The sequence below is a fragment of the Romboutsia lituseburensis DSM 797 genome, assembly GCF_900103615.1.
GTDB lineage: Bacteria > Bacillota > Clostridia > Peptostreptococcales > Peptostreptococcaceae > Romboutsia_F > Romboutsia_F lituseburensis.
On record NZ_FNGW01000002.1, the window covers coordinates 297,965 to 313,334 of the forward strand.

Annotated in this window: 11 protein-coding genes; 1 reads left to right on the top strand and 10 read right to left on the bottom strand. The window is 26.3% G+C overall.

The window, feature by feature from the left end; translation table 11 throughout:
• Positions 1–48: 48 nt before the first annotated feature.
• From BLP75_RS04550 to BLP75_RS04560, 3 genes are all read right to left on the bottom strand, one after another.
• A complete protein-coding gene (locus BLP75_RS04550; protein WP_092724258.1) occupies positions 49–231 on the bottom strand; it encodes a hypothetical protein in 183 nt (60 codons plus the stop codon).
• Between the two features lie 103 nt (positions 232–334).
• On the bottom strand, positions 335–1,438 hold the full coding sequence (locus BLP75_RS04555) for a DEAD/DEAH box helicase (protein ID WP_092724709.1): 1,104 nt from the start codon (positions 1,436–1,438) through the stop codon (positions 335–337).
• Positions 1,439–1,772: 334 nt separating this feature from the next.
• Positions 1,773–2,369 carry a 3D domain-containing protein gene (locus tag BLP75_RS04560; protein WP_092724260.1) on the bottom strand — a complete coding sequence of 199 codons (597 nt, stop codon included), beginning with the start codon at positions 2,367–2,369 and terminating at the stop codon, positions 1,773–1,775.
• Positions 2,370–2,555: 186 nt separating this feature from the next.
• Here BLP75_RS04560 and mprF point away from each other — a divergent pair, with 186 nt between their 5' ends.
• Positions 2,556–5,096 carry a bifunctional lysylphosphatidylglycerol flippase/synthetase MprF gene (gene mprF, locus BLP75_RS04565; RefSeq protein WP_092724262.1) on the top strand — a complete coding sequence of 847 codons (2,541 nt, stop codon included), beginning with the start codon at positions 2,556–2,558 and terminating at the stop codon, positions 5,094–5,096.
• A 26-nt stretch (positions 5,097–5,122) separates the two neighbouring features.
• Here mprF and BLP75_RS04570 read toward each other — a convergent pair whose 3' ends face one another.
• The 7 genes from BLP75_RS04570 to BLP75_RS04600 all read right to left on the bottom strand — a co-directional run bounded on the left by BLP75_RS04570 (position 5,123) and on the right by BLP75_RS04600 (position 15,212).
• Positions 5,123–6,766 carry an N-acetylmuramoyl-L-alanine amidase gene (locus BLP75_RS04570; RefSeq protein WP_092724264.1) on the bottom strand — a complete coding sequence of 548 codons (1,644 nt, stop codon included), beginning with the start codon at positions 6,764–6,766 and terminating at the stop codon, positions 5,123–5,125.
• A 153-nt stretch (positions 6,767–6,919) separates the two neighbouring features.
• Entirely contained in the window at positions 6,920–7,813 is an 894-nt protein-coding gene (rbsB, locus tag BLP75_RS04575) for a ribose ABC transporter substrate-binding protein RbsB (RefSeq protein WP_092724266.1), read from the bottom strand.
• 12 nt (positions 7,814–7,825) lie between these two features.
• On the bottom strand, positions 7,826–8,800 hold the full coding sequence (gene rbsC, locus BLP75_RS04580) for a ribose ABC transporter permease (RefSeq protein WP_092724268.1): 975 nt from the start codon (positions 8,798–8,800) through the stop codon (positions 7,826–7,828).
• Positions 8,801–8,802: 2 nt separating this feature from the next.
• On the bottom strand, positions 8,803–10,296 hold the full coding sequence (rbsA, locus tag BLP75_RS04585; RefSeq protein WP_092724270.1) for a ribose ABC transporter ATP-binding protein RbsA: 1,494 nt from the start codon (positions 10,294–10,296) through the stop codon (positions 8,803–8,805).
• A 4-nt stretch (positions 10,297–10,300) separates the two neighbouring features.
• Positions 10,301–11,209, bottom strand: coding sequence for a ribokinase (gene rbsK / locus BLP75_RS04590; protein ID WP_092724272.1), 909 nt, complete (start codon positions 11,207–11,209; stop codon positions 10,301–10,303).
• Between the two features lie 265 nt (positions 11,210–11,474).
• Positions 11,475–13,322, bottom strand: a complete 1,848-nt coding sequence (locus BLP75_RS04595) for a tetratricopeptide repeat-containing diguanylate cyclase (protein WP_092724274.1) — start codon at positions 13,320–13,322, stop codon at positions 11,475–11,477.
• 33 nt (positions 13,323–13,355) lie between these two features.
• A complete protein-coding gene (locus tag BLP75_RS04600) occupies positions 13,356–15,212 on the bottom strand; it encodes a GGDEF domain-containing protein (RefSeq protein WP_092724276.1) in 1,857 nt (618 codons plus the stop codon).
• Positions 15,213–15,370 lie beyond the last annotated feature (158 nt).

Genomic DNA, 15,370 nt, shown 5'->3' on the forward strand with positions numbered 1-15,370 from the left:
TAAAAAAAGCCATGTTTTTAACATGGCCTTAATTGATTTTATTAAGTTTTATTTTTTGAACTTACTGCTTAGATACTTCTTGTTATTAAGTAATAACATTATGGCACTAAATACAATTCCTATAACAGATAATACAACAAATATCATTTGATGTGATTTGTAAAATATATCAAAAGAAATCATACAAATACCCATTGCTAAAAATAGCAAAGTACACAAAAACCTGTCCATCTAAGTAGATATTCCTCCTTCAAGAGCATATTTTTAATACTCTTTTTTATTTACATTTGTTGAATAAATTTTAAATGATAACTATATTATATACAATTAAAACCTATATTGTTCTTCTTTTTATAGTTAATTTTATATTATTTTCGATTTCAGTTAACATTTTTTCATTTTTAGGATCTACGAATAAACATGTATATCCATTTTCTCCTGATCTTCCGCACCTTCCGATTCTATGAATATATGACTCTACAGTCTCAGGTATATCATAATTATATACATGAGTTACACCTGTAACATCAATTCCACGTGCTGCAACATCAGTTGCTATTAAATATTGAATTTCTGCATTTCTAAATGACTTCATTATTCTTTCTCGCTTAGACTGTTGTATATCACTATGAATCTTCGCACAATTAAATCCTCTTTGATGAAGGTTTTCATCTAGCTTATCAACTCTAGCTTTTGTTCTACAGAAAATTATAGCCATAAATGCATTATCTTCTTCTAGTACTTTACATAAATCATCTTGTTTATTTCTATCTGTAGTCTCAACTACTTCTTGAATTATATTTTCTAATGTAACCTCTTCACTTTTTATAGAAACTACTGACGGGTCTTTCATATATCTATAAGCTAACTTCTTAACCGCAGAATCCATAGTTGCTGAAAAACACAACATCTGTCTTTTTTTAGGTATAAACTTCATTATAGATTCTATATCATTTTTAAATCCCATAAAAAGCATTTCATCTGCTTCATCTAATACTATTGTACTTACCTTAGATAAATCTATGCTTTTTCTCATCAAATGATCTATAAGTCTACCTGGAGTTGCTATCACTAAGTGTATATCTTTTTTTAATTTTTTAATCTGAGACGAAATATCTTTTCCACCATATGCAGATAAAATCCCTAAATCTTTACCTTCTTGTAGTCTTTCCGCTTCTTGTGTTATCTGGATAGCTAATTCTCTTGTTGGCGTTATAATTAATGATTGTATGCAGTTTTTAGATGTATCTATTTTCTCAAATATAGGTAGTAAAAATGCTAAAGTTTTTCCTGTTCCTGTTTGCGCCTGTGATATAAGATCACTACCTGTAGTTATAATTGGTATACTTTCTATTTGTACTGGTGTTGGTGTTTTAATACCTTTCTTATTTAATACATTTAATATATTTTCACTAATTCCTAATTCTTTAAAATTCATAAACATACCTTTCCTTCTTTAAGTAATATATTATATCCTTAATATCTTTATCAAAGTTTAGACTTAAATTTTTAATACATGTCTATATATAATATCATAATAGCTTATAGGTAACAAATAACTTATTTATATAATATTTTGTATATTTTTTTTGTATTTGTTAATAATTAAAAGGAGGGCATATAGCCCTCCTGATTGTAAATCTATTTTTTTAATTAATACAATCTAACTTTATGTATATTGCATTAACATTTTAATTTTATTAATCTATATTAAAAGTTTGTTAACTTGAAATTCATCTTTATTTAAATACTATACTATTTTTACTTAGTTATTATTTTCCTAGTATTTCTATATCTATTGTTCTTCTTCCCCAGTTAGAACATTCTTTTTTAGTGTTCATAAATATATCTATTTTATTTCCCTTTATAGCCCCGCCACAGTTATTAGCTACAAATACTTGATCAAATTGAGGTATATAAACCTTAGTTCCATAAGGTATTACCCTAGGGTCTACGGCTATCGTTCCCCAAACAGGTTTTTGTCCTGTCGATGTTGTACTATATCCTGTATATGCTGTTGCTACAACAGTCATTTTCTTTTTGCCTTGACTTGCTGATGCATTGTTACTACTATTATTAGTATTACTTGAATTATTGTTTGATTGGTCCATCTTTATATATTTACTACTTGCCCAACCCTCTTTGTTGTTAGGAAGTCTAACTTTACTCCATCCTTGACTACTACTTAATACTGTTACTGATTTATTTTTACTTAATGACCCTACAACTTTATATTTAGTAGATGGTCCACTTCTTACATTTAAATTAGTAGTTGCTACTGCTGTACTATCTGCGAATGTTTCTGTTGCTCCTAGTGTAAATATAACTGTACTTAGCAAAGCACCTAGTACCATAGTTTTCTTTATCATAAAAGCACCTCATTTTCTAAATTTTAATAAACTTTGTTACTATTTTGTAATCGCTTGTTACCAATTTGTAACTTGCTATATTTATATATTATACATTTGTTACCAATTTGTAAACTATTTTTTTCATATTTATTACAAAATAGTTACATTTTTGAAATTTTTATTGCATAAGGGGGTTCCACGAAAATGGCTCTACAGCTTAAAGAGAGGTTAAAAAAAAGTTTTAAAATTTTATTTATATTTTTTATATTGTTTTTTTTGTTTATTGAGCTAAAAAAGTTCATATTTGATGTAAATAGCAATTCTATTTTTTACTATCTTTCTAATATTTCCGTGTTAAAATATCTAATAATTATATTCTCAGGTATTCTAGCTTTTTTACCTATGTGCTTATATGATTTCACATTAAAACCAGTGCTAAAAAGTAATATAACAAACAAATATATCCTAAAATATTCATGGATTTGCGCTTCTATCTCTAATATAATAGGTTTTGCTGGTTCTACATCAATAGGACTTAAGCTACACTTTTATAAAAATTATTACTTAGATAAAAAAACATTCCTAACTCACATTAGTCAAATTTTATTTTTTAATATCTCTGGATTATCGCTACTTTGCTTGTTTCACGTAATATTTAATTTTAAGTTTTTATTTCTTAATAACATTAATAAACCTTTAATTCCGACTTTAACAGTATTATTACTATCATCTTATATTATTGGATTATGTGTTTATTTAGTTTTTAATCAATTTAAACATAGTAATCCTAAAAATATATCTAAATGGATTAAAATAATCCTTATATCGTGTCTAGAATGGATTTTAGCAACATTACTTTTGTATTTTATTGCTAGATTAATCAATATCTCAATTAGCTTTAAAGATTATTTTCCTATTTTTATACTTTCAGTATCTATAGGTATTGTAAGTATGATTCCTGGTGGTTTTGGAAGTTTTGATTTAACATTTTTATTAAATTTAGAGATATTAGGAGTTAGTAAAGAATTAGGTGTAATTGCTTTGATTCTTTATAGATTAAGTTATTATATAATCCCTTTAATATTAGGGCTTATAACTTATCTATACGATAATTGGAAAAATTTAAATTCAAAGTTTAATGGTGTTCCTTCGCTTATACTATCTTCTTCTGCAAATTTTATACTTATGTTTTTAATTTTTTCAACAGGTATTGTATTGCTAATTTCAGCAGCTTTGCCTTCTGTAATTTATAGACTAAAACTTATAAGTCACATTGCTAATTATTATATAATTAATCTTTCTCATATGATTTCTGTAATAATTGGTTTTTTACTTATTTCACTCTCAAGGATAATTCATTATAAATCTAAAGATGTATATAAGCTTACTTTATTATTACTCATTTGTGGTTCTATATTTACATTTGCAAAAGGACTCGACTACGAAGAAGCTCTGTATTTAGCAATTGTAGGATTTATACTGTTTATTAGTAAAAAAAGCTTCTATAGGGAGAAATTTATCATGACATGGGGGAGAATTTTACAAGATTTTATCATATTATTTTTCATATTTATAATTTATGCATTTATAGGATACATAAATGCGCCTTCTAGTCAATTAATTCTACCAAGCTTTTTAGAAAATCTAGTTTACACAAATTACAAACATTTAATAATAAGTAGTTTTATAGGTTTTATTATTGCATTAGCATTTTTACTTCTAATTTATAAAAAAAATAAAAATAAAATCCCTCCTCATTTAACACTTGATAAATGTGAAAATGAGCTAGACAATTTTTTATCTATATATGAAGGAAGCCCACTAACTCATTTAATATATCTAAAGGATAAAATGCTTTATTTTAATAAGAATAAAGATGTTCTATTTCAATTTAGTGTATATTCAGATAAGTTAGTTGTTTTAGGAGGTCCTATAGGCAATAAATACAGTATTCAATCTGCTATTGAAGAATTTTATGATTATTATAATAAGTACGGATACACTCCTGTTTTTTATCAAGTAGATAAAAATACATTATCATTTTTACATGAGTTTGGATATGACTTTTTAAAATTAGGCGAAGAGGCTAAGATTTCTATTGATTCATTCAGCCTAACAGGTAAAAGAATGAAGGGTATCAGAACTTCTATTAATAAAGTAGAAAAAGAAGGTTATATGTTTGAAGTTATAAAACCACCATTTACTTCTAGCTTTTTAAATGAACTAAAGTCTGTATCAGATAATTGGCTAGATGGCAAAGATGAAAAAGGATTTTCCCTAGGATTTTTTGATGAATATTACCTTTCTAAGTCACCGATATGTGTAGTTCAAGATGCGAATTATAATATAATGGGATTTTCTAATATAATGCCAATGTATGACAATGATAGCTTTTCTATAGACTTAATGAGATTTTCTAAAAATGCCTGCAGAGGTATTATGGATTTTATGTTTGTAAATCTAATAAACTATGGAAGTAAAAATAAATTTAAGTTTTTTAATATAGGCATGGCCCCTCTATCTAACGTTGGAACCTCAAAATATTCTTTTTTAAGTGAAAAAATAGCATCTCAAGTTTATAGTCATGGTCAACATTTTTATTCTTTTCAAGGCCTTAGATCATTTAAAGAAAAGTATGCTACAACATGGGAACCTAAGTATTTAGCATATAGAAAAAGATCTTCTCTTTTGTTTACTATGATGCAAGTTACATTGTTAATTTCAAGAAAAATAAAATATAAATAAGGCTACTTTAGTAAGTAGCCTTTTATTTATATTTTTATATATTCTCCAGATACATATCCATATCCATTTTTATACTTAATTTTATACCATCCATTTTTACTTTCTAATATCTCTATCTTATTTCCCTTTGTTAATGATCCTATTTTTGAATAGCTTGAACTATATCCGCTTCTTACATTTAGACTCGTTGCTGTCACAACTCCACTTTTTGAACCATTGCTACTTGGAGGTGTTATTTGCGGTTGATTTGTATTACTTGTTGATATATATTCTCCAGACACATATCCATATCTATTTCCATACTTAATTTTATGCCATCCATTTTTGCTTTCTAATATCTCAACTTTACTCCCCTTTGTTAATGATCCTATTTTTGAATAACTTGACCCATATCCACTTCTTATATTTAAACTTGTTGCTGTTACAACTCCATTTTTAGAGTTACTTATAGAAGGTTTTTCTCCCGAGTTTGTTATATCATCACTTCCATCGGAATTTTTTATATAAGACGATGATATAAATCCATATCTACTTCCATACTTAATTTTATACCATCCATTTTTAGATTCTACTATCTCAACTTTACTTCCTTTTGATAAAGATCCTATAACTGAGTAACTAGTACCATACCCACTCCTTACATTAAGATTTGTTGCTGTTACTATACCATACTTTACATTACTATTTATAGGAGGCTTTTCTTCTGGTATTTGACTACCTGGGTTTAGCTTTACATTTTCCTTTAGGTAACTTTCTATTCCATTAGCTATTGATACTGCTAACTTATCTTGATATACGGGATCTGATAATTTATTATTTTCTTGAGCATTTGATATAAATCCTGTTTCAAATAAAGAAGATACCATATTAGTTTCTCTTAAAACTACAAAGTTAGCTGACTTAACTCCCCTGTCTCTTCCCTGAGTAGACTTTATTGCATTATTATGTATCCCCGTAGAATAAGGCCTATGGCTTGTTTTTTGCGTATGATGATATGTTTCAATCCCATTTGACGATTCGTTACTTGAAGAATTTAGATGTATAGAAATAAAAGCATCTGCTCCATAAGCATTTGCCATCTGAGCTCTCTCTCCTAAAGGTATAAATACATCAGAAGTTCTACTCATTTTTACTTGAATACCCTTTTGTTTTAATTTTAGCTCTACACTTTTAGCTATTTGCAAACTTAATTCATCTTCAAATTTTCCAAATCCACTGGCTCCATTATCACTTCCCCCATGTCCTGGATCTACAAATACTTTATAAAAATCTCTATTTACAGAATTTGCTCTTTGATTAGCATACATTATTGTCTTATCACCAGATACATAAACCTCTAGTATATGTATTTTATTATCTATTTTATTGCTTAAAAATACAGTTCCTTCTTTTATAGGATATACTATTCCATTTTCATCTATCTCTACAGTTTCATTATTAGACATTTCCCAACCAGAATATTGAGATAAATCTAGAGTTTCACCTTTTTTAATAGATACGCCATTTTCGACTATTATATCATTTGCATCATATTTATCCGCTATAGATTCAAATTCTAATTCTATATTGCTATTAGCATTTACTATATCTACTTTAGATAAGATAGGCAATGAGGATAAAATACTTAAAGCTGCTACTTGTGTAGCCCTTTTGTTGACTATTTTTTTCAATTGATTTCCTCCCTCATATTTTTATTTTAATTTTATCTTAATTTTGACCCTTATGTCAATTTATGTAAATTTAATTTCAATTAAATTACTTTAAAATTTTGCATAAAAAAAGTATCCAAATATATGGATACCTTTTTATCAAATAATTAAACTTTACTTAGTTATTAACTTTAATTCTACTGGTATATAATTATCTATATCTTTTCCAATTAATACATTATGAACTGCATCTACAGCCGTTTCACCTATTAATATTGGTTGTTGTGCTACAGTAGCTGCCATTTTTCCTTTTTTAACTGATTCAACAGCATCTTCAGTTGCATCAAATCCAACAACTAATACATTTTTCATATTTGCAGCTTCTAATGCTTTCTGAGCGCCTAAAGCCATTTCATCATTTTGAGCAAATACTGCATCTATATTATCTTTTGATTGTATTATATTTTCCATTACTGAAAGTCCCTTAGTTCTATCAAAGTCTGCACTTTGCTTTGCTACTAATTCAAATTCACTTTTTTTAATACCCTTTTCAAATCCAGCTCCTCTATCTCTAGTAGCTGAAGAACCTGCTATACCTTCAAGTTCTACTATATTTCCTTTTTTGTTTAACTTATCCATTAAAAAGTCTGCTGCCATTTTACCACCTGCTATATTGTCTGATGCAACGTGTGATAAAACTTTTCCACCATTCGCAGCTCTATCTACTGTTATTACTGGTAAATCATTATTGTTTGCTATCATTACTGATGCTATTGCTGAATCTGAATCAACAGGATTTAAAAGTACTATATCTACATTTTTAACACTTATATCTTCCATATTTGATACTTCTTTTGCTGGGTCATTTTGAGAATCAAGTACTACTACTTCATATCCTAATTCTTTTGCTTTGTTTTCAACTCCAGTTTTTAAGTCTACGAAAAATGGATTATTTAGTGTTGATACTATAAGTCCTATTTTTTTTGCACCACTATCTTTTGTAGTACATCCTACAAGTAATGATGATGATAATATTATCGTTATTATAATAGAAAGAAATTTTTTCATTTTTATTTCCTCCTAATTACTTTTTCTGTCAAGTAGTACAGCTATTAGTATAACCACACCTTTTACCATCATTTGATAATATGATGATACGTCTAATATATTAAGAGCATTACTTAATACACCTATTATTAATGCACCTATTATTGTTCCACCTATTTTACCCTTACCACCAGTTAAGCTAGTTCCCCCAAGTACAACTGCTGCTATTGCATCTAGTTCATATCCTGTTCCTGCTGTTGGTTGTGCTGAGTATAATCTTGAAGTTATTATTATACCTGCTATTGCTGATAATACTCCACTTATTGTGTATACCCATATTTTTATTTTATCAGTGCTAAGTCCTGATAACTTTGTTGCTTCTTCATTTGACCCTAGAGCATATGTATATCTACCCATTTTAGTATTTTTTAGTATATATGCACATACAGCAAATACTAATATCATTATTATTGCAGGTGTTGGTATAGATAATATTTCTCCTCCACCTATTTTCCCAAAGTTTATTGCAAGGTCAGAGCTTCCAAGTGTTATTGGCTTTCCATCTGTAAATACTAATGTTAAACCTCTTAAAACTGTCATTGTAGCAAGTGTTGCTATAAATGGTTGCAACTTTCCTTTAGATATTATAAATCCATTTAAGAAACCTACTCCTGCTCCTATTATAATAGAAGCTAAAACTCCAATTGCTATACTTTGTCCTGATGCTAATAAACTTGCACATACTGCCCCACTTATTGCAAGTATTGAACCTACTGAAAGGTCTATTCCACCTGTTAATATTACAAACGTCATACCAGCTGCTATTATTGCATTTATTGATGTTTGTCTTAATATATTAAATATATTTTTACTACTTAAAAATGATGGGCTTAGTATTGATACTACTGCTACTAACAATACTAGTCCTACTAAACTTTTATATTTTACTAATAATTCCTTTATATCTAGGTTTTTGCTTTTCGTATCTTGTATACAGTTTGATTGCATAATTATATTGCCTCCTTAGTTTCTACTGCACATTTTAATATAGCCTCTTGTGTTGCATCTTTTATGTCAAATTCACCTGTTATCATTCCATGGCTTAAAACTAAAATTCTATCACTTAAACCTAATATTTCTGGCATTTCTGAAGATATCATTATTACTGCTTTTCCTTGTGATTTAAATTCATTTATTAAGTCATATATTTCTTTTTTAGCTCCAACGTCTACTCCTCTTGTAGGTTCATCAAGTATAAGTACGTCAGGGTGTGTCATAAGTGCTTTTGCTATTGCTATTTTTTGTTGATTTCCACCACTTAAGTTTCTTATTAATTGATCTTGACTTGGAGTTTTTATTCTTATTCTTTCTATATAACTTTTAACTCTTTCATCTTCTTGCTTTTTATTTATTTTAAATAAAGATGATATTCTATCTAGTGATGATATTGTCATATTTTCCTTTACTGATAAATCAAGTATTAGTCCATCACCTTTTCTATCTTCACTAACGTATGCAATTCTATGCTTTAATCCATCTTTACAGCTTTTTGCTTCTACTTTCTTTCCTTTTACAATTATATTTCCACTAGTTTTTCTTATATGTCCATATATTGTTTTAGCAAGTTCCGTTCTTCCTGCTCCCATAAGCCCTGATATACCTAAAATCTCTCCAGCCTTTACCTCAAAGTTTATATCTTTTACATATTCATTATTTAGATTTTCTACTTTTAAAATATTTTCTCCCATTTTTACATCTAATCTTGGGAATTGGTCTGTAAGCTTTCTACCTACCATCATTTCTATCATTTTATCTTCATCTAAATTTTCTATTTTTTCTTTCCCAACATATTTACCATCTCTAAGTACAGTTATAGAGTCACATATTTCAAATATTTCTTTTAGTCTATGTGATATATAAACTATAGATTTACCTTCTTCTTTTAATTCATTTATTACTTTAAATAAGCTTTCAGTTTCTTTGTCCGTTAAAGCATCTGTTGGCTCATCCATTATTATTATTTTTGCATCTAATGATAAAGCTTTTGCTATTTCTATCATTTGTTGTTGACCTATACTTAAACTTTTAACTAATTCTTTTGAACTTGTATTTACGTTTAACTTATTTAATAATTTGTCTGATTCTTCATGAAGTTTAGTAAAATCTATTCTAAATCCTTTTTTAGGTTCTCTACCTAAAAATATATTTTCACCAATACTTAAATCAGGTAATAAGTTAAGCTCTTGATGTATTATTGCTATACCTTTTTCAGTAGCATCTTTGGGCCCTTTTATATCTTCTTCTATTCCTTTATAAAAGATTTTTCCACCATCTTTTTTATAAACCCCACTTAATATTTTCATAAGTGTAGATTTACCAGCTCCATTTTCTCCCATAAGAGCCATTACAGTTCCTTCATATAGTTCTAGGTTTACACCATCTAAAGCTTTTACTCCTGGGAACTCTTTAACTATATTTGTCATTTTTAAAATAGGTGCTTTCATTTAACTACCCCCTGAAGTTTTCTACGTCTTTTAATGTAGGTAATGAACTTTGTGCTCCTTCTTTCATTACTGAAAGTGCTCCTACTTTTGATGCAAAGTCCATAGCTTCTTCTATATTTTTATTATTTGCAAATGCTACTGATAATGCTCCTGTATAACTATCTCCTGCTGCTGTCGTGTCTATCGCTTCTACTTTATATGCTTTTTTAAACATACTTTTTTCTTTATTTATATATAAGCTTCCTTTTGAACCTAATGTTACTATAAGTTCTTTTACACCTTTTTGTATCATTTTTTTAGCAGCTAATTGTATATCCTCTTCACAATTTATTTGTACACCACTTATTATTTCAAGCTCTGTTTCATTTGGTGTTAATAAATCAACATTTTCTATTAACTCATCTTCTAAAACTACTGCTGGTGCTGGATTTAATATTGTATATTTTCCAAGTTCTTTTGCTTTTTTTAGCGTATACTTTATAGTGTCAAGTGGTGTTTCTAATTGAACAACTACTATATCACTATTTTTTATTGCCTCAATATTTTCATCTATATCATTTGGTGTTAATTTAAAATTTGCTCCTGGAGCTACTACTATACAGTTTTCAGCATTCTTGTCTACTGTTATAAGTGCTACTCCTGTTGGTCCATTTTCAACATTTATGTAATTTGTGCATACTTTATCATTTTTAAGTGCATTTATTAAAGTTTGTCCAAATCCATCATTACCAACTTTTCCTATCATTGACACATTCCCGTTTAATCTTGCCATGGCAACTGCTTGATTGGCACCTTTTCCACCTGGTACTTCTTTAAAATTGCTTCCTATTAAAGTTTGTCCTGCTTTAGGCATATTATCTACTTTTACTACTAAGTCCATATTTAAACTACCTATAACACATATTCTCTTCATAGCTTTCCTCCTACTGTAACGTCTAAAATGCTTAATTTATTTAAATCTATTTATCTGTTTTTATTTTATTATTAATTTTACTTTTTATAGAATATCACATTCAACCATTTAGTGCAACACATTAATTCAATTAAACACATTTTTTATATAAAAAAAAACAAAAGAATACATTAAATGTTATTTTTATAACATTTAATGTTTATTAGTTCATTATTGAATGATTTATATTTTATTTATGCACACTAAAAAAACTCTTAAAGTAAAATTATAATTTTACTTTAAGAGTTTTTTTAGCATTATATTGAATTATCCTATTGCGCCCTTGCTCTTTAGCTATATATAAAGCTCTATCTGCTTGCTTTATTAAATTTATGCAATCACAGTTATTGTATATATTTGATTTTGCTACTCCAATACTTACTGTAACTCTATCACTTATTAAAGAGTGTTCATGTAATATATTTAAACTATTTATATTATTTTTTATTTTTAAAGGTAATTTTTCAAAATAAGCTTTATCTTCATTGCATGATAATACTAAAAATTCTTCTCCTCCATACCTTATTACTATATCAGTTAATTCATTGCAGCTATTTTTTATTATTTGTGCTACATTTATTAGTACTTTATCTCCTTTTAAATGACCATAATTATCATTATAAGTTTTAAAGTAATCTATATCTATCATTATTGAACACATATTTTTAATATTACAAGATTTTGAAATATATTCTTCTAAATATGTTCTGTTAAAAACTTTTGTTAAAGGATCTTTATAAGATTCCTCTTTTATAGCCTTATTATATATATTTAAATTTTTTATTTTTTCTTCATTGTATATTTTCTCAAATTCTTTTTGCATTTTTTCATATTTTATAAAACTTTGCTTTTTTTGAATATAATCAAATATAGATTCACAAATCCTATAGCTCTCCAAAGAATTTTTATAATCTTCTATTCTTTCATATACTTTACCTAAACGTGAATATACTTTTTTTTCATAGAATTTGCCCCACTTACGGCTATATTCTAGAGATTTTTTATAATATTTTATACTACTATCATATATACCTAATTTAAAATAAAAATCACCTATTAGCATATTAATATTACAATCAAAATGTGTATATTTGAAGTTATATTTAAATCTTTCATATTTATCTAAAGCATCTAATGCAAAACTAATACCTTGTTTTAAATTTTTATTATTTTTACAAAAAAACTTAGCTTTTAAATAAATTAACATTATACTCGTACTTTCATCTAATTCATTGTTGATATTTTTAATATATTCATCCATAACTTCTATGCAATAATAAGCTTTATGTAATTTATTCACTTCAAGGTATGATTCTATTAATGATATTATAGAATAATATTTTAATTCCATATTAAGATTATCATACTTTGAACTATAAACTAACTCTTCTAAATTCCTTATAGCTTCATTTGGATTATGTATACACTCTAAGTAAATACTAGCAAAATAGTATAAAACTAATCCTGTAATTTCCAATTCATCATACTTTTCTCCAATTCTCATGCTCTTAATAAAATACTTCATAGCTTTGATTTCATCTTGTAAAAAATATGCATATGTTGTTCCAATAGATAGATAGTAATATCCACATTCCTTACCATTGCAAGATTCCATTAAAAATCTAATTTTTTCTATATATTTATTTAAGATGCCTCTGTGACATCGCTTCCATCTTAAAGCTATCAACCTCTGAATATAAACTAATATTAATTCTTTTTTATTTTCTTTTTTTAAAATATTTACCCCTTTAATAAAGTAGCGTCTAGAAATTTTATATTCACTTTTATTTAAATAAATACATGCTAATTTACAATAACATTTACCTCTCCACAAATTATTATTTATTTTATTAGATATATTTAAACATCTATTTGTATATTCTAAACTTTCATCTAAATCAGACTTTAACTCTCTCTCTATTGCATTTACATAATACATTTTTAAAATATCTAAATTTTCTTTTAAATTATCCTCTTTAAGTTTTTCTATAAATTGAGTTAAGTTATCTATCTTTGATAAACAGGTCCTTCTTACTTCTATATCATATATAACTTTTTCTATGTTAAAATCCATTTTTTCCCCCTTAATAAAATTGAGGTTTATATGCTAATTTAAAAAATAGCTGTATTTGTTTCCTCCTTCACTTTTAGATATATATAATGCCTTATCTGCATTATTTATAAGATTGTAATAATCTTTACAGTCCTCATTTGAAGCGATACCTATACTTATACTTACAGTTGTATTAAAAGGAGAATCTTCATGTTTTATATTTAATTCATTAACTTGTTGTAATAGGGATTTGGCAGTTTTAATGCACTCTTCATAATCTATGTTTTTTAGTAATATTAAAAATTCTTCTCCTCCATACCTTATAGCTATATTATTGTCCTTTATACAAGTATTTTTGATTATTTTTCCAATTTTATCTATTACCTTGTCACCTTCTATATGACCATATCTATCATTATATTTTTTGAAAAAATCTATATCTATCATAAATGCATATAAATCCCCAGATTTTATGTCTAATTTAGCATCTTCACATTCTAAATGTTCATTTAAAAATCTTCTATTTAATAATCCACTAAGTACATCGGTGTTTCTTTTGTCTATTAATTCATTTTTTAATTCTGTTAGTTCCGATATCTTGTTTTTTTTATTTAATATATCATTCTCTTTAAGTAGAATTTCTGTATACTTTTGACTTTGCTTATCTAACCAGTTCTCTTTTAACTCCATATATAATTTTAAATGTTTTATAGATTTTGGGTAATCTTGCAATTTTTCATAGTCTTTAGATAATAGCTTATGAAACTCTATAACTGATCTGTTTTTGCTTCTTTTTATACTTTTATTAAACCCTCTTTTATGTAAATTACATGCTATATCATATTTTCCTATTTTATAATATAAATTTCCTTCTATTTTATCAATCAATATATCTATATCTTGAAATAATGATTTATATTTATTTTTCTCATATAAATTTTTGCTTTTATTTATATATTTAACCCCTTGATCTACATTTTCATTGGATATACTATAATATTTAGCTTTACAAATATATCCTATCATTTTAACTTGTTCACTAAGATCTTTATTAACTTCATTTATATTTTCATCAAATTTTATCAAATAGTTTTTGGCACTTTTGAAATCTTCTTTTTTTATAAAATAAGTTATTAAATTATTTATAATTATCGCTTTATATACTGGATTTATATTTTGATATTTTTCATTTTTCAATATGATTTCTAGATAATTTATAGATTCAGATTCATTTCCTAATGAATAATAACTAGCTGCTAAGAATATACGTGCTTTTATTTCTAGTTCAATTTGGCATGTTTTTTTAGCCAAATCAAATGATTGTGATAAGTAAAATATTGCAACTACCGTATTTTGAAGCGCATTTAAATATATTATACCTAAATCTAAGTAATACTTAGCTATATTTTTACTTGTATTATTTTTTATAAGTAAATGAAGTTCTTCTATAAGTGAATTAATTTTACTTATATCATATCTACTTATCATTAAAATATTAATATGTCTTATATAAAACTGTATTAATTCTTCCTTATTTTGTTGTTTTATTAATTTTTCTCGAGCTATTTTAAACATCTTTTCACTTTCCATTTGATTTTCATATTTTATATAATAATTGGATAAATACCCATATAAAATAGCTTCGTAAATTTCATCCTCCGTATGACTTCTTTCCAAAAACTTTATTGCTTTTTTTAAATTTGTAAAAATTTGTTTTTTATTTTGTTTATACTGGTTTGTTAAAAATAATAAAAAATAACTTTTAGAGTAATCATAAAAATTATTTTCATTTAAATTTTCAATAAATGTATTTATCTTTTTTTGAATTTCTTTAATATAACTTAGTGTAATATTATACTCATCTTTTTGTCTAAAATCATTTATGTATGTTTCAATAACTTCATAATTCATAAAATATCACCTACTTTAAGTGCTCTTAATTTAAATTTTCCAAGTATTTATCTTTAAATAAAAAACTCTCTTCGCTTATGGATGTAGCGGCTTTGCCTGTTACTTAAAAACTAAAATAACTTTTAAATCTATAAAGTACTTACGTTATATATAAAATT

What these genes read in the sequence shown, in the direction of transcription:
- BLP75_RS04550 (WP_092724258.1), bottom strand. Translation starts at nt 231, where the DNA reads ATGGACAGGTTTTTGTGTACTTTGCTATTTTTAGCAATGGGTATTTGT.
- BLP75_RS04555 (WP_092724709.1), bottom strand. Translation starts at nt 1,438, where the DNA reads ATGAATTTTAAAGAATTAGGAATTAGTGAAAATATATTAAATGTATTA.
- BLP75_RS04560 (WP_092724260.1), bottom strand. Translation starts at nt 2,369, where the DNA reads ATGATAAAGAAAACTATGGTACTAGGTGCTTTGCTAAGTACAGTTATA.
- mprF (WP_092724262.1), top strand. Translation starts at nt 2,556, where the DNA reads ATGGCTCTACAGCTTAAAGAGAGGTTAAAAAAAAGTTTTAAAATTTTA.
- rbsB (WP_092724266.1), bottom strand. Translation starts at nt 7,813, where the DNA reads ATGAAAAAATTTCTTTCTATTATAATAACGATAATATTATCATCATCA.
- rbsC (WP_092724268.1), bottom strand. Translation starts at nt 8,800, where the DNA reads ATGCAATCAAACTGTATACAAGATACGAAAAGCAAAAACCTAGATATA.
- rbsA (WP_092724270.1), bottom strand. Translation starts at nt 10,296, where the DNA reads ATGAAAGCACCTATTTTAAAAATGACAAATATAGTTAAAGAGTTCCCA.
- rbsK (WP_092724272.1), bottom strand. Translation starts at nt 11,209, where the DNA reads ATGAAGAGAATATGTGTTATAGGTAGTTTAAATATGGACTTAGTAGTA.
- BLP75_RS04595 (WP_092724274.1), bottom strand. Translation starts at nt 13,322, where the DNA reads ATGGATTTTAACATAGAAAAAGTTATATATGATATAGAAGTAAGAAGG.
- BLP75_RS04600 (WP_092724276.1), bottom strand. Translation starts at nt 15,212, where the DNA reads ATGAATTATGAAGTTATTGAAACATACATAAATGATTTTAGACAAAAA.